Source organism: Marinobacter sp. (assembly GCF_046484525.1).
GTDB lineage: Bacteria > Pseudomonadota > Gammaproteobacteria > Pseudomonadales > Oleiphilaceae > Marinobacter.
Genome location: NZ_JAWOIS010000012.1, coordinates 41,794 through 68,333, shown reverse-complemented (window position 1 = coordinate 68,333; position 26,540 = coordinate 41,794). Strand labels below are relative to the sequence as shown.

At 59.2% G+C, this 26,540-nt stretch carries 26 protein-coding genes; 9 read left to right on the top strand and 17 right to left on the bottom strand.

Annotation, left to right across the window (positions count from 1 at the left end):
- Positions 1 to 87: 87 nt before the first annotated feature.
- Positions 88 to 591, top strand: a complete 504-nt coding sequence (locus tag R6W86_RS02535; protein WP_410327826.1) for a DnaJ domain-containing protein — start codon at positions 88 to 90, stop codon at positions 589 to 591.
- A gap of 1 nt (position 592) precedes the next feature.
- Here R6W86_RS02535 and R6W86_RS02530 read toward each other — a convergent pair whose 3' ends face one another.
- Positions 593 to 1,390, bottom strand: coding sequence for a secretin N-terminal domain-containing protein (locus R6W86_RS02530; RefSeq protein WP_410327825.1), 798 nt, complete (start codon positions 1,388 to 1,390; stop codon positions 593 to 595).
- Between the two features lie 354 nt (positions 1,391 to 1,744).
- Here R6W86_RS02530 and R6W86_RS02525 point away from each other — a divergent pair, with 354 nt between their 5' ends.
- Positions 1,745 to 2,797 (top strand): 3-deoxy-7-phosphoheptulonate synthase, encoded by a 1,053-nt coding sequence (locus R6W86_RS02525; RefSeq protein ID WP_410327824.1) that lies wholly within the window; start codon positions 1,745 to 1,747, stop codon positions 2,795 to 2,797.
- Here R6W86_RS02525 and R6W86_RS02520 read toward each other — a convergent pair.
- On the bottom strand, positions 2,742 to 3,413 hold the full coding sequence (locus R6W86_RS02520; RefSeq protein ID WP_410327823.1) for a LysE family transporter: 672 nt from the start codon (positions 3,411 to 3,413) through the stop codon (positions 2,742 to 2,744). The genes R6W86_RS02525 and R6W86_RS02520 overlap by 56 nt on opposite strands.
- A 183-nt stretch (positions 3,414 to 3,596) precedes the next feature.
- Here R6W86_RS02520 and R6W86_RS02515 point away from each other — a divergent pair, with 183 nt between their 5' ends.
- Entirely contained in the window at positions 3,597 to 5,039 is a 1,443-nt protein-coding gene (locus R6W86_RS02515; protein ID WP_410327822.1) for a dihydrolipoyl dehydrogenase, read from the top strand.
- A gap of 17 nt (positions 5,040 to 5,056) precedes the next feature.
- Here R6W86_RS02515 and R6W86_RS02510 read toward each other — a convergent pair whose 3' ends face one another.
- Positions 5,057 to 5,332 (bottom strand): DUF2061 domain-containing protein, encoded by a 276-nt coding sequence (locus R6W86_RS02510; RefSeq protein WP_410327821.1) that lies wholly within the window; start codon positions 5,330 to 5,332, stop codon positions 5,057 to 5,059.
- A 221-nt stretch (positions 5,333 to 5,553) separates the two neighbouring features.
- On the opposite strand from R6W86_RS02510, the gene R6W86_RS02505 reads away from it, so the two are divergent.
- Positions 5,554 to 6,027, top strand: a complete 474-nt coding sequence (locus R6W86_RS02505) for a Dps family protein (RefSeq protein ID WP_410327820.1) — start codon at positions 5,554 to 5,556, stop codon at positions 6,025 to 6,027.
- Between the two features lie 50 nt (positions 6,028 to 6,077).
- Here the strand turns inward: R6W86_RS02505 and R6W86_RS02500 are convergent, their stop codons facing one another.
- From R6W86_RS02500 to R6W86_RS02470, 7 genes are all read right to left on the bottom strand, one after another.
- Entirely contained in the window at positions 6,078 to 7,205 is a 1,128-nt protein-coding gene (locus tag R6W86_RS02500; protein ID WP_410327819.1) for an NAD(P)/FAD-dependent oxidoreductase, read from the bottom strand.
- A gap of 8 nt (positions 7,206 to 7,213) precedes the next feature.
- A complete protein-coding gene (locus tag R6W86_RS02495) occupies positions 7,214 to 8,518 on the bottom strand; it encodes a class I SAM-dependent methyltransferase (protein ID WP_410327818.1) in 1,305 nt (434 codons plus the stop codon).
- Positions 8,519 to 8,659: 141 nt separating this feature from the next.
- On the bottom strand, positions 8,660 to 9,955 hold the full coding sequence (locus tag R6W86_RS02490) for a TRAP transporter large permease subunit (protein WP_410327817.1): 1,296 nt from the start codon (positions 9,953 to 9,955) through the stop codon (positions 8,660 to 8,662).
- Positions 9,952 to 10,497, bottom strand: coding sequence for a TRAP transporter small permease subunit (locus tag R6W86_RS02485; RefSeq protein ID WP_410327816.1), 546 nt, complete (start codon positions 10,495 to 10,497; stop codon positions 9,952 to 9,954). Before R6W86_RS02485 ends, R6W86_RS02490 begins: the two co-directional genes overlap by 4 nt.
- Before the next feature lie 104 nt (positions 10,498 to 10,601).
- Positions 10,602 to 11,678, bottom strand: a complete 1,077-nt coding sequence (locus R6W86_RS02480; protein WP_410327815.1) for a TRAP transporter substrate-binding protein — start codon at positions 11,676 to 11,678, stop codon at positions 10,602 to 10,604.
- 150 nt (positions 11,679 to 11,828) lie between these two features.
- Positions 11,829 to 12,287, bottom strand: coding sequence for an ATPase (locus R6W86_RS02475; RefSeq protein WP_410327814.1), 459 nt, complete (start codon positions 12,285 to 12,287; stop codon positions 11,829 to 11,831).
- 56 nt (positions 12,288 to 12,343) lie between these two features.
- Entirely contained in the window at positions 12,344 to 13,426 is a 1,083-nt protein-coding gene (locus tag R6W86_RS02470) for an acyltransferase family protein (protein WP_410327813.1), read from the bottom strand.
- A 152-nt stretch (positions 13,427 to 13,578) separates the two neighbouring features.
- On the opposite strand from R6W86_RS02470, the gene R6W86_RS02465 reads away from it, so the two are divergent.
- The gene (locus R6W86_RS02465; protein WP_410327812.1) at positions 13,579 to 14,646 is read left to right on the top strand and encodes a beta-N-acetylglucosaminidase domain-containing protein; all 1,068 of its coding nucleotides are present in this window, start codon (positions 13,579 to 13,581) and stop codon (positions 14,644 to 14,646) included.
- A gap of 15 nt (positions 14,647 to 14,661) precedes the next feature.
- Here the strand turns inward: R6W86_RS02465 and R6W86_RS02460 are convergent, their stop codons facing one another.
- A complete protein-coding gene (locus tag R6W86_RS02460) occupies positions 14,662 to 15,372 on the bottom strand; it encodes an SIMPL domain-containing protein (protein ID WP_410327811.1) in 711 nt (236 codons plus the stop codon).
- A gap of 98 nt (positions 15,373 to 15,470) precedes the next feature.
- Here R6W86_RS02460 and R6W86_RS02455 point away from each other — a divergent pair, with 98 nt between their 5' ends.
- On the top strand, positions 15,471 to 15,995 hold the full coding sequence (locus R6W86_RS02455; RefSeq protein ID WP_410327810.1) for a macro domain-containing protein: 525 nt from the start codon (positions 15,471 to 15,473) through the stop codon (positions 15,993 to 15,995).
- Positions 15,996 to 15,999: 4 nt separating this feature from the next.
- Here R6W86_RS02455 and R6W86_RS02450 read toward each other — a convergent pair whose 3' ends face one another.
- Positions 16,000 to 16,998: a ChaN family lipoprotein gene (locus R6W86_RS02450; RefSeq protein WP_410327809.1), complete on the bottom strand. Its 999-nt coding sequence runs from the start codon at positions 16,996 to 16,998 to the stop codon at positions 16,000 to 16,002.
- 23 nt (positions 16,999 to 17,021) lie between these two features.
- Positions 17,022 to 17,204: a CopG family transcriptional regulator gene (locus R6W86_RS02445; RefSeq protein WP_410327808.1), complete on the bottom strand. Its 183-nt coding sequence runs from the start codon at positions 17,202 to 17,204 to the stop codon at positions 17,022 to 17,024.
- A gap of 120 nt (positions 17,205 to 17,324) precedes the next feature.
- Between R6W86_RS02445 and dauA the strand changes: the two genes are divergently transcribed.
- Positions 17,325 to 19,055, top strand: a complete 1,731-nt coding sequence (dauA, locus tag R6W86_RS02440) for a C4-dicarboxylic acid transporter DauA (RefSeq protein ID WP_410327807.1) — start codon at positions 17,325 to 17,327, stop codon at positions 19,053 to 19,055.
- 30 nt (positions 19,056 to 19,085) lie between these two features.
- Here the strand turns inward: dauA and R6W86_RS02435 are convergent, their stop codons facing one another.
- Complete coding sequence (locus tag R6W86_RS02435; protein ID WP_410327806.1) at positions 19,086 to 20,330, bottom strand: hypothetical protein; 1,245 nt, start codon at positions 20,328 to 20,330, stop codon at positions 19,086 to 19,088.
- 67 nt (positions 20,331 to 20,397) lie between these two features.
- Between R6W86_RS02435 and R6W86_RS02430 the strand changes: the two genes are divergently transcribed.
- On the top strand, positions 20,398 to 22,344 hold the full coding sequence (locus tag R6W86_RS02430) for a CASTOR/POLLUX-related putative ion channel (protein ID WP_410327805.1): 1,947 nt from the start codon (positions 20,398 to 20,400) through the stop codon (positions 22,342 to 22,344).
- 20 nt (positions 22,345 to 22,364) lie between these two features.
- Here R6W86_RS02430 and R6W86_RS02425 read toward each other — a convergent pair whose 3' ends face one another.
- Genes R6W86_RS02425 through R6W86_RS02415 form a run of 3 tightly spaced genes read right to left on the bottom strand, consistent with a single transcriptional unit; the run spans position 22,365 to position 24,602 of the window.
- Complete coding sequence (locus R6W86_RS02425) at positions 22,365 to 22,754, bottom strand: CBS domain-containing protein (RefSeq protein WP_343812219.1); 390 nt, start codon at positions 22,752 to 22,754, stop codon at positions 22,365 to 22,367.
- A 13-nt stretch (positions 22,755 to 22,767) separates the two neighbouring features.
- Complete coding sequence (locus R6W86_RS02420) at positions 22,768 to 23,118, bottom strand: P-II family nitrogen regulator (protein WP_410327804.1); 351 nt, start codon at positions 23,116 to 23,118, stop codon at positions 22,768 to 22,770.
- Entirely contained in the window at positions 23,115 to 24,602 is a 1,488-nt protein-coding gene (locus R6W86_RS02415) for a DUF1538 domain-containing protein (protein ID WP_410327803.1), read from the bottom strand. The genes R6W86_RS02420 and R6W86_RS02415 overlap by 4 nt, the downstream gene beginning before the upstream one ends.
- A 300-nt stretch (positions 24,603 to 24,902) precedes the next feature.
- On the opposite strand from R6W86_RS02415, the gene R6W86_RS02410 reads away from it, so the two are divergent.
- Positions 24,903 to 26,495 (top strand): isocitrate lyase, encoded by a 1,593-nt coding sequence (locus R6W86_RS02410; RefSeq protein WP_410327802.1) that lies wholly within the window; start codon positions 24,903 to 24,905, stop codon positions 26,493 to 26,495.
- Positions 26,496 to 26,540 lie beyond the last annotated feature (45 nt).

The following is a 26,540-nucleotide window of genomic DNA, read 5'->3' as shown; positions in this document are numbered from 1 at the left end:
TACGGCGCCACTCCGTTTGCCGGACACTGGTATTTTCCATATCGCAGGTGACACAATTACGACCGCATGCCAAAAGGGGATTAGCCCATGCAGTGGATTCTCGGCCTGGCGCTGGCCGCAGCCGTTTTCGTTATTCTCAAACGCTGGGGCGCGCTGACGCCGGAAAAGAAGAAAGATGCCGCCTGGAAGAGCGTGCTGGTGGTCGGTGGCGCCCTGTTGTTGTTCATGGTACTGACTGGTCGGGTTCACGTCATTACCGCCGCCATCGCGGCGGTGATCCCCCTGCTGCGCAAGGCGCCGGCCCTGTTGAAGTATGCCCCGGCGCTGGCCCGGATGATGGGCAGGGAGAATCCCGATCCGGAGCTTAATTCCCGGCAGCAGGCCGGCCAGAATCAGCCGTCGGCCAGTGATATGTCCGAGCGCGAGGCCTGTGAAGTACTCGGAGTGGAGCCAGGCTGCCCGAGGGAGGAAATCATCGCGGCCCACCGCCGGTTGATCCAGAAACTGCACCCGGATCGGGGCGGCAACGACTACCTCGCCGCCAAGATCAACGAAGCCAAACAGGTGCTGCTGAGAAAAGCCAGGGCCTGATTCAGGGCATAATCTCCACTTTGACCTCCACGCTGCGGCTGCCGGAGCGGTTGCTCTCCACCTGATAAGCCATGCCGCTGCCACTGCGCCGACTGCTTCGGGCAATGCTGCCCAGGGAGACCCATTGCCCGGGTTCGACCCGCCGGATCGTCAGCAGCGCTTCCGTCTCATAGCCCTGAATCCGTGCCGGGTCCTCCTCGAATGAGACAATGTTCAGTTCCACGGCTTGGCTGGAAATGACCTGGGGGCTGACCAGGAAACCGCTGCGGGTTTCCACCTGCTCCAGAATCGCCGCCGGATTCCGGCCGCCACGAATGGCTATGGGCAGCGTGCGGACCTGCCCCGAGGTGATGTGGGCAGTCTGGCCATCCTGGACCATCAGGGACCGCTGCTGGTTGCTGCCGGTGCTGGTGCTCTTGCGCTCCACGGTGACACCGACGTTCCCGTCCCGGGCTGAGACTCTCGCCCCCGAGCGCTCGCCACTGACCTCCTCACGGGTTCTCACCGTGATCCGGAGTTGGGCGGGGGCCACGTCCAGTGACTCCACCAGGGTGCCGATTTCATCCAGCAGGCGGGACTCGCCCCGCACCATCAACTGCTGTCCCCGGGCGGTCACCGTGACCGGGGCATCGGCATACAGATCTCCGATCTGGGCGGCCACATCTTCAGCCGGGCGGGCCTTCAGTTGATAACTGCGAGTCTCGGTCTGGGCATGGACAGACACGGAGGCGAGCCATAAGGGCACGACAATGACCATCAGGGCCAGCAAACGGTTCATAGGGACGTGGAACGGGGACATGGGCACTCCGCAAAGACAAGATAAACGGAAAAACTTTGGCCTCCGGGTTGCCAAGGCGGAAACCAGAGGTATATATTGAAAAGCATGAAGACCACAAACGCGACCTGTCAATTGAATGTTCTGCAAGCTTCCGGGGTAAAACCGATGGCTGCGGTCGCTGCTGTGTTTTTTTGGTGGTTTGGTTATGGCTTTTATTTTAGCCGGAACCCGGGCCGCCCATAGGATTTTGATCCGACGAATTACGAGGAAGGCAGCCCGGCAGTAACCCAGGCTGCCACCGGACTCGAAAAAGCCCCGACTGGTAGCCCAGCCGGGGCTTTTTTGATTCTGACCAAGGGAAACGGGAACACCGCTATGAACATGCCACTGAAAGCCGATGCGCTGAATGACGCTGCCGCGGCAGCAGACAGCCACCGACAGGAAACTGTCCTGCCATCACCGGAACAACTGCGCCGGGAGTTTCCTGCAGGACCGGATCTGTTGGCTCGGGTGCGGGGCTATCGACAGGCGATCCGGAATATCCTGCAGGGCAGGGATGACCGGACCCTGGTCGTGATGGGACCGTGTTCCATTCACGATGAGCAGGCAGCACTGGAATACGGTCGCCGGCTCAAACAGCTTGCCGAACATGTCAGTGACCGTTTCCTGATCGTGATGCGGGCGTACCTGGAGAAGCCCCGGACCACCATCGGCTGGAAAGGTCTGCTGTATGATCCGGAGCGGAACGGGCAGGGGAACCTGCAGCAGGGGCTGGTGCGTTCCCGCGGGCTTCTGCGGGACCTGGCCGGGCTCGGATTGCCCCTGGCCACAGAGGCACTCAGTCCGTTCGCCATGGATTATCTTGGTGACTTGGTCAGCTGGAGCGCCATCGGGGCTCGTACCACGGAGTCCCAGATTCACCGGGAAATGGTGAGCGGTCTGCCCATGCCGGTCGGCTTCAAGAACGGCACTGACGGCGGGATCACGGTGGCCACCAACGCCATGAAGTCCGCGGCCCATCCACACCATCACCTGGGCGTGTCCGCCACCGGGGCACCGGTGATGATCTGGACCCGGGGTAACCCCGATACCCATCTGGTGCTCCGCGGTGGCCGGGGAGTGACCAACTACGATGCTGACAGCATCGCCGCTGCCATTGAAGGACTGGAAAGGGCCGGCCTGTCCACCTCCGTCATGGTGGACTGTAGCCACGACAATGCTTGCAGACAGGCTGAACGCCAGATTGATATTGCCCGGGAAGTCATCGCTCAGAAGCGGGCTGGTAACACCCATATTTGTGGACTGATGCTGGAAAGCTTCCTGGAGCCGGGGCGCCAGGACGATGGCGCCGAGCTACTCTACGGCCGCTCGATCACCGATCCGTGCTTGGGCTGGAAGCAGACAGAGGCTCTGATTCGCTCACTGTAGACAATAGCAGTTGGGCGGCCAGGACCAGCAGCACCCCGCCCATGATCCGGTCAAGCCAGTGGCCGAACCGGCTGAAGGCCTGGCGGACCCGGGGCAGGGTGAAGAAGACCGCCACCAGGGCAAACCAGACGGCGGTGGCCACCGCCATATAGATACCGTACCCCGCTTGTATCACCAGTGGTGTGCCGGGGCTGATGACCACAGAAAACAGGGCCACGAAGAATAGCGTTGCTTTCGGGTTGAGGGCATTGGTGAGAAATCCGAGCCGCAAGGCGGCAAAGGCAGACTGTGCAGGCACCGATCCGGTCTCCACATGAATCCCACCGGCCCTGGCCCTGAGACACTGCAGGGCGATCCATGCCAGGTACAGGGCCCCGGCCACTTTCAATACGCTGAACAGCATCACCGACTGTTTGATCAGCAGCCCGATGCCCAGCAGAGAATAGGTGACATGCACCAGAATGCCGGCGCCCACACCGGCGGCACTCAATAGCGCATTCCTTCGGCTCTGGCATAGGGCCTGCCTGAGCATCACCGCAAAATCCGGCCCGGGGCTGACCACAGCCAGCAGGTGAGCCACAGCAATGGTCAGGAATTCTGGCCAGTATTGAACCATCCGGTATCTCCCGTCGAACCTGTTATCACAAAGCGGTAAGGGTAGGTCATTTTCGGACCGGTGTCCCGTGCAGTACCGCGTTGCTTTACGTCAGCCCCCGGGGCTGCTTCTATACTGGAAGGTACGGACAGCCAGAGAATTCACAGGATCCCGTCTGATCCGGGCGGGCTAAGGAGGCATGTTGTGGAAAAACGCGAAGTGGATGTGGCGATTATTGGGGCAGGCACGGCCGGAATGGTGGCCTACCAACGTGTACGGAAGGCAACGGACAGCGTCGTCCTGATCGAGGGAGACCGGTATGGAACAACCTGCGCCCGGGTCGGCTGCATGCCCAGCAAGTTGCTGATTGCCGCTGCGGAACATGCCCATGCCATGGTTGAGGCGGAGGAATTCGGTATCTTGCCGGGAAAGGTTTCAATAGACGGCCGCCGGGTCATGGAGCGGGTGCGTCGGGAACGTGATCGCTTTGTCTCGTCGGTGGTGAAATCCGTCAATGGCTTCCCCGAGCCCCACCGGTTGATGGGGCATGCCCGCTTTGCCGGCCCCAACCACCTGTTCGTTGGCGATGATGTGGAGGTCCATGCCGAACGCATCATTATCGCCACCGGCTCCCGACCAAATATTCCGGGCTTCCTGAAGGAGGCGAAGGATCGCCTTATCGTCAACGATGACCTGTTTGACTGGGAGGATCTGCCGGACTCGGTGGCGGTGTTCGGGCCGGGCGTGATCGGACTGGAGCTCGGGCAGGCCTTGAGCCGCCTGGGTGTGCGGGTTCGGATGTTTGGCGTCGGCGGCGCGATCGGCTCACTCCAGGATGATGCCATCCGTGCCTGCGCCCTGGAAATCTTCAACCAGGAGTTCCCGCTGGACCCGGATGCCGATGTCACCCACGTCGAGCGGACCGATGAAGGAGTGGCCGTGACCTTCAGGAACGGCTCGGACGAGCCTGTGACCGAGACTTTCGATTATCTGTTGGCAGCTACGGGCCGCCGACCGAACGTGGATAATCTGGATATCCAGAATGCCGATCTTGAACTGGATGACCGGGGGGCACCGGTATTTGACGAGTACACCCTGCGGTGCGGCGGCAGCCACATCTTCATCGCAGGCGATGCCAACAACGATCACCCCCTGCTGCACGAGGCTGCGGATGAAGGCCGCATCGCCGGAGACAACGCTGCCGCCTGGCCGGATGTGCGCACGGGTCTGCGTCACGTTCCCCTGGGTGTGGTGTTTACCGATCCCCAGATCGCTTCCGTGGGCCTGACCATTGATCAGGTTGACGAGCAATGCCATGGCTGTTTCGCGGTGGGGGAAGTGTCTTTTGCCGACCAGGGGCGCAGCCGGATCATTGGCAAGAACCAGGGCATTCTCCGGGTTTATGGCGAGCATGGCAGTGGCCTGTTCATGGGCGCAGAAATGTTCGGGCCGGCGGCGGAACACATTGCGCACCTGCTGGCGTGGTGTGCCCAAAAACGCCTGACCGTCAGCGAGATGGTGGCGATGCCTTACTACCACCCGGTGATTGAGGAGGGGCTGCGTACCGCGCTCAAGCAACTGAACCGGAACCTCCAGATTGGACCGGAGTTGACCGATGAGTGCCTGGAATGCGGGCCGGGAGTTTGACCGGCCCTTAATCTCAGTCAGCAGGTGCCGGGCTGGTGGTGCGGTAGGGTGTTGTCTGAGCCCCTTGCATTACGCAGGTGGCGAGCCCATATCTTCTCGTGGAAGAAGTAGGCCACGGTGTTGATAGCGGGCTCGATCATGGCAATCAGGCTGCCCACAATGATGTCGCCGGTCAGCAGATAAGCGACCGAAAAGGCAACGATAAAGTGGGTGATGGCGAAGGTGATTGTCTTCAACAAGGATTTGTCACCCTTCGAACCATGGTCGTGTACGAACAGTTTCAAGGCACTCATGATCCGCTCCGCATGTGTTGTCTCGAGACCTCATTTAAGAGCAAGTGAGAATTATTGTTAAATAGAATATTTGAAGAAAATCGATAGTACCGGGCTATTGAAAGTCTCATTATTACATTGGTCTGGACTATGAAAGAGATTGTCGGATACAACTTCACGGAACTTGCCGCCCCGCTTAGAGTGGACCCTGGGGATTTCAATCAACGTCAAGGAGGTACGTAATGAGCAAGAACTTTATTGGTCTCGATAGTGTAAAAACCGTCGAGCTGTCGGACGCGCTGAACGATCTGTTGTCCAACTACCAGATCTTCTACATGAACGTCCGAGGCTATCACTGGAACATCAAGGGCGAGAATTTTTTCGAGTTGCACGCCAAGTTCGAAGAGCTGTATGACGACCTGCTCCTGAAAATTGACGAGATCGCCGAGCGGGTGCTTACCCTGGGCCACCGTCCGGCCCACGCCTACAGCACCTATATGGAGCGCTCTGAAATTCCGGAGCGCAAGGATGTCTCCGATGGTCGCGAAGCGGTGGAAAACATCGTGGAGAGCTTCGGCAAGCTCATTGGCAAGCAGCGCAACCTGCTGAGCCTGGCCGGCGATGCCGAGGATGAAGGCACCGTTGCCCTGATGAGCGACTATATCTCGCAGCAGGAAAAGACGGTGTGGATGTACCGGAGTTACCTCGGGAAATAATCCTCGGGTGTTCTGAAAATGGCGGCCTCCGGGCCGCCATTTTTTGTGCCCTATACAGCCACTTCAAGCGGCGGCACCTCCCGGTGCAGGAACCACTTCTCGGTCACGACCTTGCGGGTAAACCAGTGGGAACGCATCAGGGTGCTGGCCAGTGGCGCTTTGAGCCACTCCGGTACCTGCCAGCCCGGTTTGTCATCCGCTGCCCGGTTACCAAAGCGTTCGGCAATGGCATCGCCATATACTTGCAGGGATGGGGCTGAATAGTTCGTCGCCTTACGAAGCACTTCGGCGGCAAGCAGGGCGGATTCGATGGCCGGGCGGATGCCCTCACCACTCTGGGTGTAGGCCAGGCCGGCGGAATCGCCAATCAGGATTACGCCATCATCGACCATTGGGCGCTCAGCGTGGGCATATAGCAGGTAGGCGTGGCCCTTGAAACGTCCGGGCAGGTCGGCGGGGATGCGTCCGCTGTTTTTCATTTCTTCCACGAACGCTTGCAGGTGTTCGCTCAGTTTGTGGTTGTCCTCCCGGCCCAGACCAATGTTCAGGTAATTGCCCTTGCGGAATACCCAGGCATAGCCCTTGAGATCCCGGCAGAACCAGAGTTCGGGGGTATCACCCCGGGCATGGCAGAGGCTGGTCTGCTCTTCGGTCATCTGGAATTCCACTTCCTTGGCCGCCACCGCAGTCTCGTGGCTGCCGGGACCTTCCCCAAGAAGCCGGGCAACCGGGCAGAAGTGGCCGCCGGCACCGACGATTAACGGTGCCTCCCAAGTCTCGTTGACGACCCAGTTGCCGTCCCGGCGTTCGATGGATTTCACTGGGGTACCCAGCTGTCGGGTGGCCGTTGTTACCCGGTCCAGCAGGTAGTTGTCGAACTCGCAGCGCCGGATGCCGTAACTCACCACCTCGCCATGATCGTTCTCCACCGGAGGCTGGCCCATCATACCGATCCGGAACCGGCGGATCGGCTGCAGGGTCCGGCCGGTACCATAATCCGTCAGATCGATATCCAGTTCTTTCATGACTGCCGGAGTAACCCACCCCGCGCAGGTCTTGTCCCGGGGAAAGTCCTGCTTGTCGATAATCAGGATCCGTTTGCCGGTGTTCTCCAGGGCCTTGGCCAGGGTTGAGCCGGCCGGGCCGGCGCCGACGATGATCAGGTCGTAATAATCCATCAGGCCTCCTATGGGGCTGCCGGGAAGGTGTACAGGTCAACCCGGTTTTGTGGCAGCTGATTGTTGCCCCCGTGGGTGAACACCACCTGGAACAGTTGCAGTGACCCGGCCCGGAAGGCCGCGATGGAGCCGGCGAGGTAGAGGCGCCAGGCCCGGGTGAAGTGTTCGTCGTACATTTCCACGACCTTGTCCTGGCTGGCCTCGAAACGCTCCATCCAGTGTGTCAGCGTCTGGGCGTAATGCAGTCGGAGATTCTCCACATCGAGTACCGAGAAGGCGCTGTGTTCGCAGATCTCCATGAACTCGCCAATGCTGGGCGGGTAGGCACCCGGGAAGATCCGTTTCTCGATCCAGGCGTTCATCAGCATGGGCCGGTTGCGGCCGATGCTGTGGAGCAGGGCAATACCATCCGGCTTCAGGCTGCGCTTGATCAGCTCCGACAGTGCCGGGTAATTCTCCTTGCCCACGTGCTCGAGCATGCCGATAGACACGAAGGCATCATACTGTCCCTCGATGTTGCGGTAATCGTCTTCTACATAGGTGATGAGCCCATCCAGCCCCTGGCGTTTGGATTCCTGCCGGGCGTAGGCCAGTTGCTCCCTGGAAATGTTGTAGGAGTGCACCTTTACGCCATAGTTGCGGGCCATGTAGCGGGCCAGACCACCCCAGCCGCAGCCGGCCTCCACCACCGTCATGCCCGGCTTGAGGCGAAGTTTTCGGCACACATGTTCCAGTTTGGCGAGCTGGGCCTGTTCCAGGGTCAGCTTCGGCTCTTCGTAATAGGCGCAGGTGTACTGCATTTCTGCCTCGTCCAGCCAGAGCTGGTAAAACTTGTTGCCGAGGTCGTAATGGTGATGAATGTTTTCCTTGGCTTCGGCAATACCGGTGGACCGGGGATTGTGGTTTTTCCACAATGCGTCAAGCCACCGCGGCCACCTCTCGCGCGCCGCATGGACCGCCCGGTACAGGGTTTCCATCAGGTCGGGCAGGTCGCCCTCGATATCGAGCCGACCGGCGGCGTACAGGTCGCCAAACGCCAGGTTCGGGTTGGCGACCAGTGAATACAGGGCCTTGGGATCTTTCAGGTGCAGGGTGAAGCGGGCTTCCTGCTGCTCCGGCTCGATGACATCTCCGTTCCAGAGCCTGAACCGAACGGGCGGCGAACCCGCCATGCGCATCAGTTTGGTGACCAGCCACCGCTCATAGTTGTGCGGCTCGCGGACAACCCGGGTGTCTGCCAGTGGCAGGGTCAGAACGTGGGCTTTCTGCTCTTTCTCCGATCGTTCGGTTTTCCGGGCTGTACTCTCAGTCATGGGGTTCCCCTTCCCTCGGTTACCTGTCTGAAATGAGTGACTTCCGTTCAGTATAGAAAACGATCACAAATTGTCAGGTTAGTTCCGGTCGGGCATAAAAAAACCGGGCGTGAAAGCCCGGTTTATCAGGGAGCCATTGGCTCAGTAAGTCGAACTCATCCCGAACCATTCCGGGAAGATGACGATCAACGCCAGCACGAATATCTGTATGCCAATGAACGGAATGATGCCCTTGTAGATATCCGTGGTTTTCACTTCCGGTGGTGCCACCCCTTTCAGGTAGAACAGCGAAAATCCAAACGGTGGTGTCAGGAAGCTGGTCTGCAGGTTCATGGCGATCAGGATGGCGAACCACAGCATGTTGATGCCCATGGCCTCGGCTATGGGTGCCAGGATCGGCACGATGATGAAGGAAATCTCCACGAAGTCGATGAAGAAGCCCAGCACCAGAATCACCACCATGGCCAGGATGATGAAGCCCCACTGCTCACCCGGCAGCATCATCAGCCATTCTTCGAGCAGATAGTCACCGCCGGTGTAGCTGAACACCATGGAGAAGGCGGTCGCACCGATCAGGATTGCGAAAACCATGGCGGTCACGCTGACGGTATCCTTGGCCGCATCCCATACCATCTTGAATGAGAACTGCTTGTAGATGATGGCCAGTACCACGGCACCCACGCCGCCCAAGGCGGAGGATTCGGTGGGTGTGGCAATACCGGTAAAGATTGAGCCCAGAACCACCACAATCAGCGCCAGGGGCGGAATGATCGCTAACAGGGCCGAGACGATCTCCTGCTTGCGGGAGCGGGTCGGATCCTCCGGCATTGGTGGAGCAGTTTCCGGTTTCAGACGAGTCAGGATCAGGATATAGATGATGTACAGGCTGATCAGCACTACACCGGGCCATACCGCTGCCTTGAACAGATCGCCAACCGGCAGGCCCAGCACGTCACCCAGAATGATCAGGATGATGGACGGGGGTACAATTTGCCCCAGGGTGCCGGAGGCACAGATGGTACCGGTGGCCAGGCGCCTGTCGTACTTGTGGGCCAGCATGACCGGCAGGGAAATCAAGCCCATGGCCACCACGCTGGCGCCGACCACACCGGTGGAGGCGGCGAGCAGGGCACCCACCAGAATGGTGGAGATGGCAAGGCCGCCGGGCAGGCCGCCAAACAGTCGGCCCATGGAGGTCAGCAGTTGCGCAGCCAGTTTGGTGCGTTGCAGCACGACGCCCATGAAGATGAACAGGGGAACCGCCATCAGGACGGTATTCTGCATCACGCTCATGATCCGGTACGGCATGAACGCGAACAGATCCATGCCCTCGGCGAAAATACCGAAGAACAGGGCAACGCCGCCGAAGGTGAACGCCACCGGGAAGCCCAGCATCAGCATGATCAGGGCCACGCCGAACATAATCATACCGATCATGCGAGACCTCCCCCACTGTGTTCCACTTCATAGCGTTTTTCGCCGGAGAGTACCCGGATGGCAAAGGTCGCCATATTAAGACCGGCGGTCCCCATGAACACGGCGGTAAACGGAATGACTGCCTTGATGACCCAACGGTGCGGCAGCCCGCCCGGGTCACCACTGCCCTCGCCCATATTGTAAGAGTCCACGGCAAAGTTATAACCGTAGGTGCCGATCAGATAGGCGAACGGAATAACAAAGATAATTGCACCAATCAGGTTGACCCAGGCCTTGGTCTTGTCGCTCCAGTTGGTATAGAACACGTCTACCCGAACATGCCCGTCCGTACGCAGGGCATAGGGAATACCCAGCAGAAAGACGACTGAATACAGGTGCCACTCCATTTCCTGCATGGCAATGGAGACTTCGTTGAATGCGTAGCGTGCGACCACATCATAGAACACGTTCGCCGCCATCAGGATCATGGCCACGCAGGCGATCCAGCCACAAATTTTCGAGAGCCAGGCCAGACCCTCGTCCAGTTTGATAATGAACCCCATCGAACATCCCCCGCAAAGCGGTTTGGTATTTCTCGGTTGGTAGAAACGACAAAACCGGGACCACTCGAAGAGCGATCCCGGCTCTCAATCAGAACGGCCCCAGTTTACTTGACTTCGGCCATGGTGTTGAGATATGCCCGCTCAGAGATGTCGGTGTAAGCACGGCTCTGTTCCAGGTAGCTCTGCTGGGATTCGATGATCTTGGCAGCCATATCGCTGTCTTCAGTCGCTTCCTTGAGCAGCTTCTTGTTGGCGTCGTACATGGCCTGGAAGATGTCATCCGGGAACTGCTTGATCTGCACGTTTGGATAGTCTTTCTTGATGTTGGCCCAGGCTTCAGCATTGGCGTGCTGGGAATGAACCAGCATGTCGTAGGACGCAGTGCGCATGGCTACACGCATGATTTCCTGAAGATCTTCCGGCATCTTGTCCCAGACCCGCTGGTTGATCAGGAACTGCAGCTCGGTGGCCGGCTCGTGCCAACCGGTGTAGTAGTATTCAGCGATCTGCTGGAAGCCCAGACGCAGATCCAGGGCCGGACCTACCCACTCAACCGCGTCGATGGTGTTTCGCTCGAGTGCGGTGTACAGCTCGCCCGGGGCAATGTTGGTCGGGTTGACGCCAACCTCGGCGAAGACTTCACCGGCGAAGCCCGGGATACGCATTTTCAGGCCCTGCAGGTCTTCCAGGGAGTTGATTTCCTTGCGGAACCAACCGCCCATCTGGACGCCGGTGTTACCGCCCGGGAAGGACAGCATATTGTGCGGCTCATACACTTCCTGCATCAGTTCCATGCCGCCGCCGTGGTAGAACCAGGCGTACTGTTCCATGGCGTTCATACCGAAAGGCATGCTGGTGAAGAATAGGGTTTCGGGAACCTTGCCTTTCCAGTAGTAGGATGCGGAGTGGCCCATGTCGTACTGGCCGGCCTTGACCATATCGAAGACGCCCAGCGGTGCCTTGTGCTTATTGGCGGAGTCGATGCGAACGGTGATGCGACCGTTGGACATTTTCTCGACGGTCTCGGCAAAGCGCTTGGTGGTGTCGCCGAAGATGGGGAAGTTGGGGCCCCAGGTCTCTGCCAGTCTGAGGTTGAATTTTTCCTGTGCGTGCGCCTGTGTGGCCGCAAAGGTAGTTGCCACAGCCAGCACAGCCGCGGAAAGAACAGAACGGATCTTCATTGCTCTTCTATCCTCTTGTCATTTTTATCGGGTGTTTTGGGTGTTTTGTTCCCTGTAGGGATGAACAACTCCAAATGTTAGTTCACGGTAGCAATTATTGCGCCCGAACGGAATGAATTAGTCTGGATCATTATACTTAGGTCGTACCTGTCAGACGTCGCTCATCCGTCCTATCTGGCTGGCCAGACGCATTGCCTCATGCTCCTCCAGGGATTTCAGGTCTTCCAGCAGTGCCTTGGCCTCGGGGATTTCGGCCTTGCCGATCAGGGAGTCGTACAGGTCCATGACCTGATCGTGGAAATCGAAGATTTCCTTTTCGATGCCGGTGAAATCCAGATCCTTGTAATGGATATCGCAGGTGCGGTTTGACTCGATCGGCTTGTGGACACCGTAATCATACAGCCTCGTCTGCATTGCTTTCGGATCGGCCTGCTTTTCGTACTCGGCTACCGCTGTTTCAAGCAGACTTTCATGGGTGCTGACGTAGTCCAGCAGTGCGCTGGCCCGCTCGTTCGGGTGTTGCCCGGCGGATTCCTTCAGGCAGCGGGCAAGGTGGGCGTGCAGCTGGCGTGTCCAGTCAATCAGATCGGCAAAGGTCTTGATTTCCATGGGGAGTTCCTCTCATACAGGATGTCTTTATATGTCCATGAGTCTAGTAGAGATTCTCACCGCTCGCGCTCAGGAGAAGCTTGACCCATGTCAGGGAAAGGGGTGTCAGGACGTTTTGTCATACTGGTCCGGTAATCCCGGAACCAGGCAAGGCAGGGCTTTTCCACCCCATGGTGAATCAGGGCCGCCAGTGTCAGTGCTGTGGCCAGGGCGAGGCACACGCCGATCACTCCGTGTAAACCGTTGGCATAGGCCAGCTCAATGATCCCGTACCCGATGTTCTGGTGAACCAGGTAAAGGGTATACGACAGGCTGCCGAGCCAGAGCAGGGGGCGACAGGCAAGAAACTGCAGGCGACCGGAGGCCGCGAGGGCAAAGGTGCCATAGCAGCCCAGAACGAAGAAACTGTACGGCGCTTTGTAAGCCAGGAGGCTGTGGACGATGGCCAGCATGAGCAGAATCCGATCTCCGGCTGGCAGTGTGCCGCGGCTATGCCAGCGATACATGACCATGCCACTGATGAACAGCGGAGCGTATTTGACAAACAGCAGGTCCTTGACAGGAAACTCCAGGTATTCCGGTAGCGATTTCCACCAGATAACGCCGACGTAGCTGACTGCCAGCCAGAGCCAGAGCGCGATCCTCAGGTGGCGCCACTGCTTCAGCCCGTAAAACAGGGACCCGATCCAGGCGTAAAAAGTCACTTCCACCACCAGGCTCCAGTAGGCGCCGTCGACATGGGGCAGCCCCAGATACTCGTGCAAGAGCACCGTATTGAGCAAGGCATCAGAAAGGCCGACTGCGCGATCCTGAGGGCCGAGCACATGAATGCTGACAGAGGTCAGGATGATGCCGGCCCACAGAGCGGGTAACAGTCGCAAGGCTCGTGCAAGGGCAAACCAGCTGGCACTGCGAGTTCGCTCCAGGGTCATGAAAATCACGAATCCGCTCAGAATAAAAAACAGGTGGACGCCGTACCGTCCGAAATGCAGCGCGTTATCAAGACCTGTGGGAAGGATAAACTGGTGAGTGTAGAGCTGGTCGTAATAGGGCAGATAGTGAAAGAGTACGACTCCGAGCGCAGCAAGACCCCGGAGGGCATCAAGACTTTGAAGACGGGCTGACTGGTTGGTTGGCATCGCTGCCGGCTCCCGGGAAGTGTGGGTGCATCATAGCGCCGTCCCGGAGCCACTCCTATGGTGCTCGTATACCATTTGCTTGCCCCGGGTATACCATGTGGTAATGCAGAGCCATTCGGCAGATCCGGTTTTTGATCAGGAGAGGGATCACCATGACGACACCACTGGGCATTATCGAAGGGTTCTACGGTCCTCTCTGGACCTGGGCGGAGCGTCGCAGCCTTCTGAAGTCACTGGTTCCGCACGGTTACGAATTCTATTTGTATGCCCCCAAGGCCGATCCCTTTCTGCGCCGTCGGTGGCAGGACCCACATCCACCGGCAGAAGCCGCTGAGCTGGCTTCATTCGGGCAGTTCTGCCGGGAGCGCGGGGTGCGCTTCGGTGTCGGGCTCAGTCCCTACGAGGTTTTCAATCGGTTCGATGATGCGGCGCGCAGCGCTCTGGAACGGAAGCTGGTGGGCCTGGAAAAGCTGGGTCTTGACGAGCTCGCCATCCTCTTTGACGATATGCGCTCGGATACTCCGGATCTGGCACGGGTTCAGGCTGAAATCGTGCGCTGGGTCCGGGACCATACCGACATTCCCCGTCTGAGTGTCTGTCCCAGTTACTACTCCGATGATCCAGTGCTGGACCGGGTCTTTGGCGATCGGCCGGCCGATTACCTGGTTACGCTGGGCCGGGAGCTGGACCGGGACATCAATATCTTCTGGACCGGCGAGGAGGTCTGTTCCCGGGAAATTTCCCCCGGCCACCTGAAGCGGGTCGGTGACCTATTGAGGCGGAAGCCCGTGCTTTGGGATAACTACCCGGTCAACGACGGGGACCGGATGTCACAGCACCTGCACCTGCGTGCCTTCACAGGCCGGCCGGCCGCCAATGCCGCCCACCTCGCCGGGCATGGCATCAACCCCGCGCTGCAGCCCACCCTGACCGCCATCCCGGCGATCACCCTGGCGGAATCCTACCGGCGAGGGCCCGACTACCAGTATGGACAGGCCTTCTTGCAGGCCGCCCGGGAGCTTCTTGGGGTCGAGCTTGCCCACCAGCTGCAGGCCGATCTCCTGGTTTTGCAGGACGGTGGCCTCGGGCGGATCGGCGACGAGAAGCGCCAGAGTTTGCTGCATACCTATGACGCTTATGACCACCCCGCCGCTATCGAAGTGATGCGCTGGCTGATGGGGGAATACCGGGTCACTGACGAAATGGTGGCGACCCAGTGACAGCCACCGGCATCGTCAGCGCAGATAGTATTCGATGGTGGACACGACACGGACGGTTTTGACCGGCTGCTGATCTTCCCGGATGCCGGGTGCCTGGTCCCGGGCCAGAATCTGGAACACGCCCTGGTTGGCCCGGCGCAGGCTGCCCAGTTCGGTCTTGGCATCGCGCGCAAACTGCTGGGCCGCTTCACGGGCCGCCGCCGTGGCCTCGGCAATCATGGCCGGCTTGATCTCGTTTAGGCCATTGAACAGGTAGGTGGGGCCTCCGGGGCCGTAATCAGAGGAAAGCACCACGCCGGAGTCCACCAGGTCACTGACGTTCTGGGCGGCCTGACGGATTCGGTCGATGTCTGTGCTCCGCACCATCAGGGTCTGATTGATGATGAACTTCTGCTCGGTGTTATTGCCGGGATAGGGGTTGGCACGGGTATCGGTAACGTCCAGCCGTAGCAGCTCCACGGACGACTCGTCGACAGCCTGCAGTTTGAGAAAGGCCATGATGGCCTCCCGACTGCCCCGGGCCCGTTCCTGGGCTTCACTGAGGGTTCCCCCCGTGGCCACAAACCGAATTGGCCACAGGGCCAGGTCTGCGCGGACTTCCTGCTCCGCAACGCCTTTGACTGTGACGAAGCGGTCGGCCGTACCCAGGCCGGTTAATCCGTCACTCAGTAATGAGGCCGCGACAATGGCGGTAATGCCCAGAATCAATGCCGAGACAACTTTCATGCCTGCTCCTTGTATTCCGAGGCCCTCGCTTGCGGGCCTGCTATCCTGATTATCAGGCAAGACTACCGGGAACCGGAGAGCCGGAAAAGGGGAGTTTCATGACACAGGTTTCCATTGAATGTGTGCGGGGCAATATTGCCAACCAGCCGGATATTGATGCCATCGTCAACGCCGCCAACGCACGGCTGATGCCAGGCAGTGGCGTGGCCGGAGCCATTCATTCGGCTGCCGGCCCTGGTCTGGCGCAGGAATGCCGGCAACTTGCACCCATTGAGCCGGGGCAAGCGGTGATCAGCAGCGGCCATGCTTTGCCCAATTCCCATGTAATCCACTGTCTGGGTCCGGTTTACGGCGTTGATACGCCATCGGACGAGCTATTGGCGGATTGCTATCGCAACGCCCTTGAGTTGGCGGACCGGCATCGCCTGTCGTCCATTGCATTTCCCGCGATTTCGACGGGGGTGTTCGGTTACCCGATTGAAGAGGCCGCAAGGGTTGCGGTGAGCGCCATCCGAAAGGCCGTGCCCGGACTCACCTCAGTGCGCCTGATCCGGTTAGTTCTGTTCAGCGAGGACGATCTTGCGGTGTTCCGGGCGGCCCTGGTGGGCTCGCCCGGGACGTGAAGGATCACTTACAGTCGGCCGACTTCCGGTCGGTGAAGCGGGCCTCCATGGCCTTGCGCTCGCGCTCCGGGTCGCGGAATTCCTCGGGCAGTGGCTGGATGAAGTACAGATAGTCGCCTTTGCCACGGTTGGCCTCCAGCGGCACATTGTCTTCCTCATCGGGCCAGAACACCGGGGTGATCACAGCGATGGAGAGCTCGGGTGCGCGCTTCGCCAGCACGGCCACGGTGCCGAGCCGTTCTTCGCTGTGAAAGGTGCCGGTGGTATGCAGGATCTGGTGGCCCGGGTGGTTTGACTGTGCCTCCAGAATGGCCCTGGCCATAGTGTTATCGCGGAGCAGTTGGGCGTGATAGGTGTTGCGCATGCGCTCCGAAAGCTCGTCGGTCTCGGTGCCATGGCTGCCGCCGATGGCCTCGACAAACTTTTCCTTATAGGCCGGCGTGTCGAGAAAGGGAGTCTCGGGCAGCAGTGCCCGGGTTTCGGGGGGCAGGGCCTTCAGGTAGTCCGGGCCCTTGCGTCCGACGCAGCGCACCACATCCGCCGGGGCGTTGGCGGCAATCACCGGCAGCCGATTTTGCCGGGCAAACTCCATCAGCGGGCGGTAGGAGGCGCGGTAATTGTTCCAGGCTTCGGCGTCCTCGATCATTTCGGTCTCGCCAAGGTCTCCCGCCAGGAAACGGTTGAGAATGTCCTGATGATCCAAGTTGAACTGCTCCATGGTCAGAATCTGGCGGGGGGTCTGGCGGAACAGGGCCTGCTGGAGGCGAGCCTGCAACAGGTGTGAGGCATGATGGCCGTGATACTCGCCCACCACCACGACATCGGTGTTGGCCAGTTGCCCGGCCAGCTCCCGGACGGTCAGCGGTGTGCCGGTTTCCGCGTCGAACACGCGGGCGTCATACTGGCTCTTGGGTGGCGCAACGGGATTCTGTTCGGAAGGCATGGCAACACATCCGGTGACGGCTAGCAGTATCAGGGACAGGGCAGACAGGCGAAGTTTCATAACCAGAGTATAAGACCTTTGGCTCAGTCGGTTTTCTGCTGTTCCTGTTCCCGCCAGTCCGGCCCCAGTTTCGATTCCACGTATTCGCGGATGAACTGGCGGACCTTCTGCGATGGGGTGACGTCTTCCTGCTTGCAGAGGGCTTCAAACGTGGCCTTCTTTTCCGGATCGATCAGGAGTGTCAGCCGTGCGGTGCGGTTTTCCATGGTGTGTTCGGACCCTGTTTCAGCGATTGAATTGTTGGCATGTTAATTTGATTAACATTGAATGTACAGATTATGAGCATATAATGTAAACAATCCATTCCAGGAGTCGAGTTACCGTTCATGCCCCACCGCGCCCATCTGTTCTCCCTGCGAATTGCCCATGCCTTCCGCGAGGCCTGTGTGAACGAGCGGTATAACGGGCGACGCTTCGGCCGGGACGTGATGGCGGGCATTACCGTGGGGATCATCGCAATTCCCCTCGCCATGGCCCTGGCCATCGCCAGCGGCGTCGCGCCCCAGTATGGTCTTTATACCGCGTTCATTGCCGGTTTCATCATTGCATTGACCGGCGGTAGCCGTTATAGCATTTCCGGCCCGACCGCGGCGTTTGTGGTCATCCTGTATCCCATTGCCCAGGAATATGGTCTGGGTGGCTTGTTACTGGCGACCCTGATGTCCGGCATCCTCCTGGTGATCATGGCCATCATGCGGCTTGGCCGATTTATCGAGTATATCCCCGAGTCGGTCACCCTGGGATTTACCGGCGGCATCGCCGTGGTCATTGCGACCCTGCAGGTGAAGGACTTTTTCGGCCTGCCGGTGGCCCCGATGCCGGAACATTACTGGGACAAGCTGGCAGTGCTGGCGGAGGCGCTGCCTGCTGTGGATGGCATGAGCACCCTGGTGGCGGTTGCCACCCTGGCGGTCATGCTGATCTGGCCCCGGCTCCGCACACCGGTGCCGGCGCACCTGCCGGCGGTTCTGGTCGGTAGTGGCCTGGCCCTGTGGTTCAATGCCAATGGTGCGGGTATCGAGACCATCGGTTCGCGCTTCAGCTATCTGCTGCCCGATGGTACCGAGGGCGCGGGTATTCCACCGTTCCTCCCGGAGCTTGCCTGGCCCTGGCATCAACCGGGGCCTGACGGTCAGGCCCTGGGGTTTTCGTGGGATTTATTGCGGGAGTTGTTGCCCGCCGCCTTTGCCATCGCCATGCTGGGTGCGATCGAATCGCTGCTGTGTGCGGTGGTACTTGATGGCATGTCCGGAAAGCGGCACAGCGCCAATAGTGAGCTTATGGGGCAGGGTCTGGGCAATATGGTGGTTCCCTTCTTCGGCGGGATTACCGCGACCGCCGCCATTGCCCGGTCTGCCGCCAACTTCCGTGCCGGTGCCGAATCCCCGGTGGCGGCGATGATCCATGCCGGCGTGGTGTTGCTGGCGCTGGTATCGCTGGCGGGGGTTCTCGCTTACCTGCCGATGCCGGCGATGGCCGCCTTGCTGGTGATGGTGGCCTGGAATATGAGTGAGGCGCCCAAGGCGGTGCACCTGCTGAAAACCGCCCCCCGCAGTGATGTGTTGGTTTTCCTGACCTGTTTTGGCCTGACCGTGGCCCTGGACATGGTGATAGCCATTACCACCGGCGTCCTGCTGGCGGCGGTGCTGTTCATGCGCGAGATGGCGCAGATGACCCGGGTGACCGATATCACCAAAAGCGAGCGTATCGCCCGAGAGGAACTGCCCGAGGGCTGGCAGGTTTTCAAGATCAACGGCCCGCTGTTCTTTGCCGCTGCTGACCGGATTTTCGGAGAGTTGGCGGAGTTGTCACGCCAGGCCCGGGGCTTCGTTCTCTATATGGACGGTGTCACCATTCTGGACGCCGGTGGTCTTTCCGCACTGACCAAACTGATCGATACCTGCCGTGACAGTGGCAGCCAGGTGGTGATCGCCGACCTGCAGTTCCAGCCACTGAAAACCCTGGCCAGGGCCGGTATCAAGCCGGAGCATGGAGTCAGTCGGTTCTATCCGACCCTGGATGCGGCGTTGGCCGCGGTGCGGACCGAGCGGGGGTGATTGCGCTTTCGACCCGGACCGTGGTCGCGGTTACAGCGGCCAGTGCAGTTGCAGGTTGCCGCCACCGAATTGCGATTCGTGAAGGTAGAACGTCGGGTTCAGGGTCAGTACGGCCCCCTCTTGGCGGGAGAGAACCATCGCGAAGGGCAGTGCCAGCTTTCCGATAAAACCGTCAAAGTCCTTGTCGGTTTCCTCTTCAAAGGTCTGCCGGATATGGGCATGTCCCAGGTACACCGCCGGTCGCAGGCTCACGCCGGTCGTGAGAGGCAGGGAAAATTCCCCGAACACCGTCGGTTCACGCCGGCGAATCCGGCCCTCATCGTTCAGGGCCCGGCCGAAAAAGCCGTGTTCGTCGAGAGCCCGGTAGGCGAGCCCGAACCCCGGCTTCAGCCGGTGGGCGGTCCAGGTTGAACCGGCCAGGAGCTGAAAATGGTTCCGGTCGAAACCGGTGGTCTGGCCTTCGCCCTCGGCAAACAACCGGTAATCCCGGCGTGTGCGTTCCCCGTCCAGCTCCAGTGAGATCCGCCAGTCGGCAATCTGTTGACGGTGGCTGAAGGCGGCCCTGACACTTTCGCTGTCCACCTGCAGGCTTTCCTGCCGGCTGATAAAGGAGGATTCGGGCGTCAGGGTCATGGATGCCGTCGTGCCCAGTCCAGGTTCGCCACCACTGCGGTGCCACTGCAGAAACCAGGAGCGGGGGAAAGTCTCGAACGCGTCCGGGGAGTCGGTCTTGCTGTTGAAGTAGGCATCCGGGAGGATCCAGCTGGCATGAATCCAGTGGTTGTCCGCGAACCGGTGGCGGGCGCTGAAATAGACATCGGACACGGATTTGTCCGAATACACGTCGCCCTGCAGCCAGAGTTCGGTATCGTCGGTTACGGCTTGCCGGAATCCCACGAGCTGACGCTGATAGGCACCGTCCAGATCCTCGCTGCGCTGGATGTCCAGCAGGAAGCCGTTGCGGTCATTCCGGAACCCGAAATCCTGTCGGAAACGGAAGTCATAGTAGAGGCGCCGGCTGCTCACACTGCCGCCGGTACCGCGGATGCCGTTATCGACCGCAGCGGGTAGGGGCTGGCTGTGCCTGAACGTGAGTTCATTCAGAAACCGTTCCTTGTCGTAGGCTTCGTCCCGGCCCTCTACCACAGCGTCGGCCCGCCACGGCTGGGTAATCTGACCGCTATCCGCCCAGCCGATTACCGGCAGCATCACCAGAATCGACAGAAGGGATACCCAGCCTGTTGATTTCAAAGCGTGAATAGCTGAGGCTTCCATGGCTCACCTCCATGAGCGCTTTGCTCTATCCTAAGGGAGCATGACTGAATCAGGCAAAGGGAATCCCATGCTGCCATTTCGTGTTGTTGATCGCGTCAAGTTCATTGTAGAGCGCCAGCTGGTGAAGGGTGCGGGTTTCCAGTTGCTGGTGGTCGGGATTTTTATCGGGTTGATCTCGCTCATTGGCGGCATGCTGGTGGTGCCCCAGGGCGGCGAATTCGAGGATGCCGGGTCGGCGATCTGGTGGGCATTCCTGAGGCTGACCGATCCGGGCTATCTGGGTGACGATGTCGGCACCTGGCAGCGAATCGTTTCCACCCTGCTGACGGTGTCCGGCTATGTGGTGTTCATGGGCACCCTGGTGGCCATCCTGACCCGCTGGCTGATTGCCAAGATGCAGGATCTGGAGCGTGGGCTGACGCCCGTGACCCTGAAGAACCACATCGTCGTGCTTGGCTGGACCGCTCAGACACCGCCGCTGGTTGCAGAGCTGTTTGGCTCTTCAGGTCGGATGCAGCGCTTCCTGGAAAAGCACGACGCCCAGAAACTGCGCCTTGTGGTCCTGTCGGAGGAGGCCAGCGCCGGACAGGTCCACGAGCTGATCAATGAGCCTGGCGTCGGTCGACGAGCCCGGGAGGTCATCTTCCGAAGCGGGAACGCCATCCAGCCGGAAGCCCTTCACCGGGTCGCCTGCCTGGATGCGGCCGCGGTGATTGTGCCCAGTCAGGTGCAGGATACCGGTAGCCTGCTGACCCCGGATGTGGGCACCGTCAAGGCATTGCTCTCGATTGCTGCTGAAGCCCGCCACCTGGGGGGCTCACTGCCCTTCGTGGTGGCGGAGATCCAGGATATGCGTAAGCTGCAGGTGATTGAAAGGGCCTATCCTGGAGCAGTGGAGGTGGTTGCTGGTGATGCCACCATCAGTCGTTTGATGGTGCAGAATGTTCTGCATCCCAACCTGTCAGAAGTATACAATGAACTGCTCACCGCCGGAGAGGGCAATGAAATCTATGTGCGCGGTGGCGAGACCGCCGAAGGGCTTACACTGGGCGAACTGGCTTCCCAGCGGCCGCATGCCATCGTGCTGGGTCTTTTGCATCCTGGCGCAGAACATCGCTGGCAGGTCAACCTGATGGCGCCTTCGGACACGGTCATTCGGCCCGATGATCGCATCGTGCTGCTGGCCAGGGATTATGCCCACACTGGCCCCGATCTGAAAGCCGAGGCTCTGGCCAGGATTGAAAGAGCTGCTGGAGTACCGTCTGTCAGAACCGGATCCGGTTTGCACCGAGTGCTGGTGCTGGGCTGGAACCGACGGGTGGCCAGTCTGGCCGCGGAGTTCGCCAGCTACCGGGATCGAAGGTTCGAGCTGGATCTGGTTTCGGCCATTCCCATGGAAGAGCGTCAGCAGGAAATTGCCCTTTATGGCATTGATCTGGCAAGTGTGAACGGGCGCTTACTGGAAGCGGACTACATGGTTGAGGAGGATCTCAGGAAACTGGATCCGGCCTCTTATCACACGGTGATGTTGCTGAGCAGTGATCGGATTGGTTCGGGTGAGGAGGCGGACGCCCGGGCCATGGTGGGCTACCTTCAGCTGGAGGAGATCCTGGCCGAGTCTTCGAGTCGTCCTCAGGTAATCATGGAGCTCAGTGATCCGGACAACCGACACCTGCTCTATGGCCATAAAAGTGAAATGCTGATCAGCCCGATGATTCTCAGTCACGTACTTGCCCAGGTTGCGTTGCGCCGGGAATTGAGGGTAGTGCTGGACGAGTTGTTTACCGTCGGTGGTGCGGAAATCCAGTTCCGGGATCCAGCGGATTACCCGTTACCCGCAAGCACCGATTTCCGCTTGCTGGAGAAAATCGTGGCTGACAGGGGGGAAATAGCATTGGGCCTGTTCCGGGAAGAGCCGGATGAGCGCGGGCGTCATCTCATGATGAACCCTCCCCGCAAGCAGTATCTGGACATAAAGGCAGGGGACCGGCTGATGGTCATGAGCAAGACCTGAGGACAGGGAAGCGACTGTGGTCATTCGATGGTCTCCAGAAGTGCCTGCATGATGTCATCCATGACCACAAAACCTTTCAGCTCGTTGTCCGATAACACCAGCAGGCGCTTGACCCCGTGCTCGGTCATCAGGCTGGCGGCATGTCTGAGCGCCAGGCTCTCCCCCACACTGATGACCGGCTTGGCGCAGACATCGTAGACGTTCAGCAGGTCAATGTCCCCGTCTTCTGCCACTACCGCCTTCAGGACATTGGTGTAGGTGATCAGTCCCCAGGCGTCGTGCTCACTCTGGCGCTCAACCACCAGTGATTTCACGTCGTGGCGCTTCATCAGTGACAACGCTTCCCGCAGGGTGGCGAAGGGGGAAATCCTGATGATGTCGCTTATCATCACGTCTTTGACCAGTTTCATGATGTCTCTCCGATCAGAGTGAGTCTTTCAGGTGTTGTTCGAATTTCTCCACCTGGGCCATGTCTATGCCGCCCAGATGCTCCAGCGGTACCGTGAAAATCAGCCCCTGGGAGTCCTTGGGGTCGGGCATGACGACTTTTTGCAAGGCTTTCAGAACCTCCAGTGACAGCGCCCTCTCCAGCACCATGAGCAGCACACTCTGGCTGCCGTCGTAGGTCAGGCCAAAGAAGGTTTTTCTGGTCGTGTTGCTGATACCGCGACCGGAGAGCACGGTCATGCCACCGGCACCCAGGTCCCGTGCCGCATCAACGCATTCCTGTTCCAGATCCTCTGGAACGATTGCTACCAATGCCGAGAATTTCATTGGGTTACCTTCCTGCGATCAGAAATGAATTGGGAAACGATGGCATAGGCCATCACTGTAACAATAGGGAAGATCGAGGCGAATGCGATCAGGCCAAAGCCGTCAATCAGGACATTCCGACCGTCGATGCTCGAGGCAAGCCCGATACCCAGCGCTGTCACCAGGGGAACTGTGACCTCGGAGGTGGTGACGCCGCCGAGATCGTAGGCGAGGGCGACGATATACCGCGGCGCCAGTACAGTGAGACATATCACCAGCATATAGCCCGCCATGATGTAATAGTGGATGGAATCCCCGGTAATGATGCGATGCACGCCTATGGTAATGCCGACAGCAACGCCGAAGGCGACCAGTATCCGTATGACGTTGCCATCGAGTGCGCCGGCCGCGGCCTCTTCCGCCTGTTTTCCGATAGCGATCAATGCCGGCTCTGCCATGGTAGTGGCAAAGCCGATCATTAATGCAAACAGATAAATATAGGCATAGTCCCCACGCGCTGTCAGTTGCTCGGCCATGCTTGCACCAATCGGGAAAAGACCCATTTTCAAACCCACAACAAAGGCATACAGGCCGAGAATGACCAGGGTGAAGCCGAATACTACCTTGCGGGGATTGCCCAGTTTCCGGCGCAGCACCAGGTACTGGAAAATCAGGACGGTTAGAATGATGGGCAGCACGTCCCGGACCATTTCCACGAGATCCCGCAGAATTCCGGTTATGCCGGTTGATGCTGGTGTATCTGTCTCATTGGTGAGTATGAGTTCTCCGGTATCCGGATTACCCGAATAAACCAGCATGCCATAGACCTGAACGGTGATCATGGGCACCATGACCGCCAGGGCCACCAGCCCGAAGCCGTCGATCAGGGGGTTCCTGCCCCGGATGGAGGCGGCAAGTCCGATGCCCAGGGCTGCCACCAGCGGCACGGTAACAACGTTGGTGGTGACACCGCCGGAATCATAGGCCAGACCGACAATCTCTTCCGGTGCAAACCAGGTAACAATGACCACAATGATATATCCGGCGATCATGAACCAGTGGAGGGGATAACCGAAGATCGTCCGGAATATCCCCAGTGCCACCACCAGACCGACGGAAACCGCGACGAGTCCTCTCAGTGTCAGGCTGTCAATCCGCCCCCCGCTGATACGTTGAGCCTGTTCAGCGACTGCAATGAGGGCCGGTTCGGCAATGACTGCCGAGAAACCCATGGCAAATCCGAAGGCGAGCAGGACTGCGACCGATCCTTTTCTGGCAAACTGGTTCGACAGGCTCTTGCCCACCGGAAAGATGCTCAGTTCAAGCCCCTGGAGGAACAGCGCCACGCCGACAGCGACGATCAGCAGACCCAGCGCCATGCCGGCGAGATTATCCGGGATCTGCTGCAGGATAATCAGTTGAAAGAAGGTGACGACGACAACGATCGGAAGCAGGTTCTTGAGGGCATGCAACAACGAATGGGTAAACGCACGAAGATAGAACACTGAGAATTCCTTTTGCCCTGCGCTGCTCGTGGTACTGATCGTTCAGATCAATACTAGCATTCATCGACTGCGTGGTAATGACGGAACTCAACAAACTGGTGAGTTTCGGAGTGAGCTGCGACATTCACCGTAAAAATGCCGAAAATACATAATATAAATTTCAATTATAAAATTGAACGTACTAGAGTACTCCTCATCGCCAGCGAGCTGATCATAAAGTGAGCAGGAGGCTGGCTTCGGCTGACGCTGGAAAGCGTCTCCGCATATGATCAGAAAACCAACGTAGAAAGGATGAGACCCATGCCCTACGCACAAGACGTTGACCAGATCGCTTCCCTGTTGAAGCAGCACCCGACCTGGAATGCCATCAACCCGAAGCACGCCGCTCGCATGCGCGCCCAGAACAAGTTCAAGACTGGTCTGGACATCGCCAAGTACACCGCCAAGATCATGCGCGAGGACATGGCGAACTACGACAAGGACACCTCCCAGTACACCCAGTCCCTGGGCTGCTGGCACGGCTTTATCGGTCAGCAGAAGATGCTGTCCATCAAGAAGCATTTCGGTACCACCAAGCGTCGTTACCTGTACCTGTCTGGCTGGATGGTTGCCGCCCTGCGTTCCGAGTTCGGTCCGCTGCCGGACCAGTCCATGCACGAGAAGACTGCCGTTTCCAGCCTGATCGAAGAGCTGTACACCTTCCTGCGCCAGGCAGACGCATGGGAACTGAACCACCTGTTCCGCGCTCTGGAAGAAGCCGAGAATGCCGGTGACACCGCCAAGGCTGAAGAGCTGATCAAGCAGATCGACAACCACGAAACCCACATCGTGCCGATCATCGCTGACATCGACGCCGGTTTCGGTAACGCCGAAGCGACCTACCTGCTGGCCAAGAAGATGATCGAAGCCGGTGCCTGCTGCATCCAGATCGAGAACCAGGTATCTGACGAGAAGCAGTGTGGTCACCAGGACGGCAAGGTTACCGTTCCGCACGCTGACTTCCTGTCCAAGATCAACGCCGTTCGTCTGGCGTTCCTGGAACTGGGCGTGGACGACGGTGTTATCGTTGCCCGTACCGACTCCCTGGGCGCTGGCCTGACCCAGAAACTGGCCGTTACCAACGAGCCGGGCGACCTGGGCGATCAGTACAACAGCTTCCTCGATGGCGACTACATCGACGACGCTTCCCAGATCGATAACGGCGACGTTGTAATCAAGTCTGACGGCAAACTGATGAAGCCGAAGCGTCTGCCTTCCGGTCTGTTCCAGTTCCGTCCGGGCACCGGCGAAGACCGTGTTGTTCTGGACTGCATCACCAGCCTGCAGAACGGCGCTGACCTGCTGTGGATCGAAACCGAGAAGCCCCACGTTGGCCAGATCGCCGGCATGGTTAACCGCATTCGCGAAGTGGTGCCCGATGCCAAGCTGGTCTACAACAACAGCCCGTCCTTCAACTGGACCCTGAACTTCCGTCAGCAGGTATTTGACGCATGGAAGGAAGAAGGCAAGGACGTATCTGCCTACGACCGTGACAAGCTGATGAGCGAAGAGTACGACAGCACCGAGCTGGCACAGCTGGCCGATGAGTGGTGTCAGAACTTCCAGCGTGATGCGTCCCGTGAAGCGGGTATCTTCCACCACCTGATCACCCTGCCGACGTACCACACCGCGGCCCTGTCCACCGACAACCTGGCCAAGGGCTACTTCGGCGACGAAGGCATGCTGGCCTACGTTGCTGGTGTACAGCGCAAGGAAATCCGTCAGGGTATCGCCACTGTGAAGCACCAGGACATGGCTGGTTCCAACATCGGTGATGACCACAAGGAATTCTTCGCTGGTGAAGCGGCTCTGAAGGCCGGTGGTAAGGACAACACCATGAACCAGTTCGGTTAAACGACCGGTTCTTGTTGTCACGGTGAGGGTTCAGGTTCTCATCGG

Excerpts from the sequence above, each read along its gene's own strand:
- R6W86_RS02535 (WP_410327826.1), top strand. The coding sequence starts at position 88 with ATGCAGTGGATTCTCGGCCTGGCGCTGGCCGCAGCCGTTTTCGTTATT.
- R6W86_RS02530 (WP_410327825.1), bottom strand. The coding sequence starts at position 1,390 with ATGTCCCCGTTCCACGTCCCTATGAACCGTTTGCTGGCCCTGATGGTC.
- R6W86_RS02525 (WP_410327824.1), top strand. The coding sequence starts at position 1,745 with ATGAACATGCCACTGAAAGCCGATGCGCTGAATGACGCTGCCGCGGCA.
- R6W86_RS02520 (WP_410327823.1), bottom strand. The coding sequence starts at position 3,413 with ATGGTTCAATACTGGCCAGAATTCCTGACCATTGCTGTGGCTCACCTG.
- R6W86_RS02510 (WP_410327821.1), bottom strand. The coding sequence starts at position 5,332 with ATGAGTGCCTTGAAACTGTTCGTACACGACCATGGTTCGAAGGGTGAC.
- R6W86_RS02505 (WP_410327820.1), top strand. The coding sequence starts at position 5,554 with ATGAGCAAGAACTTTATTGGTCTCGATAGTGTAAAAACCGTCGAGCTG.
- R6W86_RS02500 (WP_410327819.1), bottom strand. The coding sequence starts at position 7,205 with ATGGATTATTACGACCTGATCATCGTCGGCGCCGGCCCGGCCGGCTCA.
- R6W86_RS02495 (WP_410327818.1), bottom strand. The coding sequence starts at position 8,518 with ATGACTGAGAGTACAGCCCGGAAAACCGAACGATCGGAGAAAGAGCAG.
- R6W86_RS02490 (WP_410327817.1), bottom strand. The coding sequence starts at position 9,955 with ATGATCGGTATGATTATGTTCGGCGTGGCCCTGATCATGCTGATGCTG.
- R6W86_RS02485 (WP_410327816.1), bottom strand. The coding sequence starts at position 10,497 with ATGGGGTTCATTATCAAACTGGACGAGGGTCTGGCCTGGCTCTCGAAA.
- R6W86_RS02480 (WP_410327815.1), bottom strand. The coding sequence starts at position 11,678 with ATGAAGATCCGTTCTGTTCTTTCCGCGGCTGTGCTGGCTGTGGCAACT.
- R6W86_RS02475 (WP_410327814.1), bottom strand. The coding sequence starts at position 12,287 with ATGGAAATCAAGACCTTTGCCGATCTGATTGACTGGACACGCCAGCTG.
- R6W86_RS02470 (WP_410327813.1), bottom strand. The coding sequence starts at position 13,426 with ATGCCAACCAACCAGTCAGCCCGTCTTCAAAGTCTTGATGCCCTCCGG.
- R6W86_RS02465 (WP_410327812.1), top strand. The coding sequence starts at position 13,579 with ATGACGACACCACTGGGCATTATCGAAGGGTTCTACGGTCCTCTCTGG.
- R6W86_RS02460 (WP_410327811.1), bottom strand. The coding sequence starts at position 15,372 with ATGAAAGTTGTCTCGGCATTGATTCTGGGCATTACCGCCATTGTCGCG.
- R6W86_RS02455 (WP_410327810.1), top strand. The coding sequence starts at position 15,471 with ATGACACAGGTTTCCATTGAATGTGTGCGGGGCAATATTGCCAACCAG.
- R6W86_RS02450 (WP_410327809.1), bottom strand. The coding sequence starts at position 16,998 with ATGAAACTTCGCCTGTCTGCCCTGTCCCTGATACTGCTAGCCGTCACC.
- R6W86_RS02445 (WP_410327808.1), bottom strand. The coding sequence starts at position 17,204 with ATGGAAAACCGCACCGCACGGCTGACACTCCTGATCGATCCGGAAAAG.
- dauA (WP_410327807.1), top strand. The coding sequence starts at position 17,325 with ATGCCCCACCGCGCCCATCTGTTCTCCCTGCGAATTGCCCATGCCTTC.
- R6W86_RS02435 (WP_410327806.1), bottom strand. The coding sequence starts at position 20,330 with ATGGAAGCCTCAGCTATTCACGCTTTGAAATCAACAGGCTGGGTATCC.
- R6W86_RS02430 (WP_410327805.1), top strand. The coding sequence starts at position 20,398 with ATGCTGCCATTTCGTGTTGTTGATCGCGTCAAGTTCATTGTAGAGCGC.
- R6W86_RS02425 (WP_343812219.1), bottom strand. The coding sequence starts at position 22,754 with ATGAAACTGGTCAAAGACGTGATGATAAGCGACATCATCAGGATTTCC.
- R6W86_RS02420 (WP_410327804.1), bottom strand. The coding sequence starts at position 23,118 with ATGAAATTCTCGGCATTGGTAGCAATCGTTCCAGAGGATCTGGAACAG.
- R6W86_RS02410 (WP_410327802.1), top strand. The coding sequence starts at position 24,903 with ATGCCCTACGCACAAGACGTTGACCAGATCGCTTCCCTGTTGAAGCAG.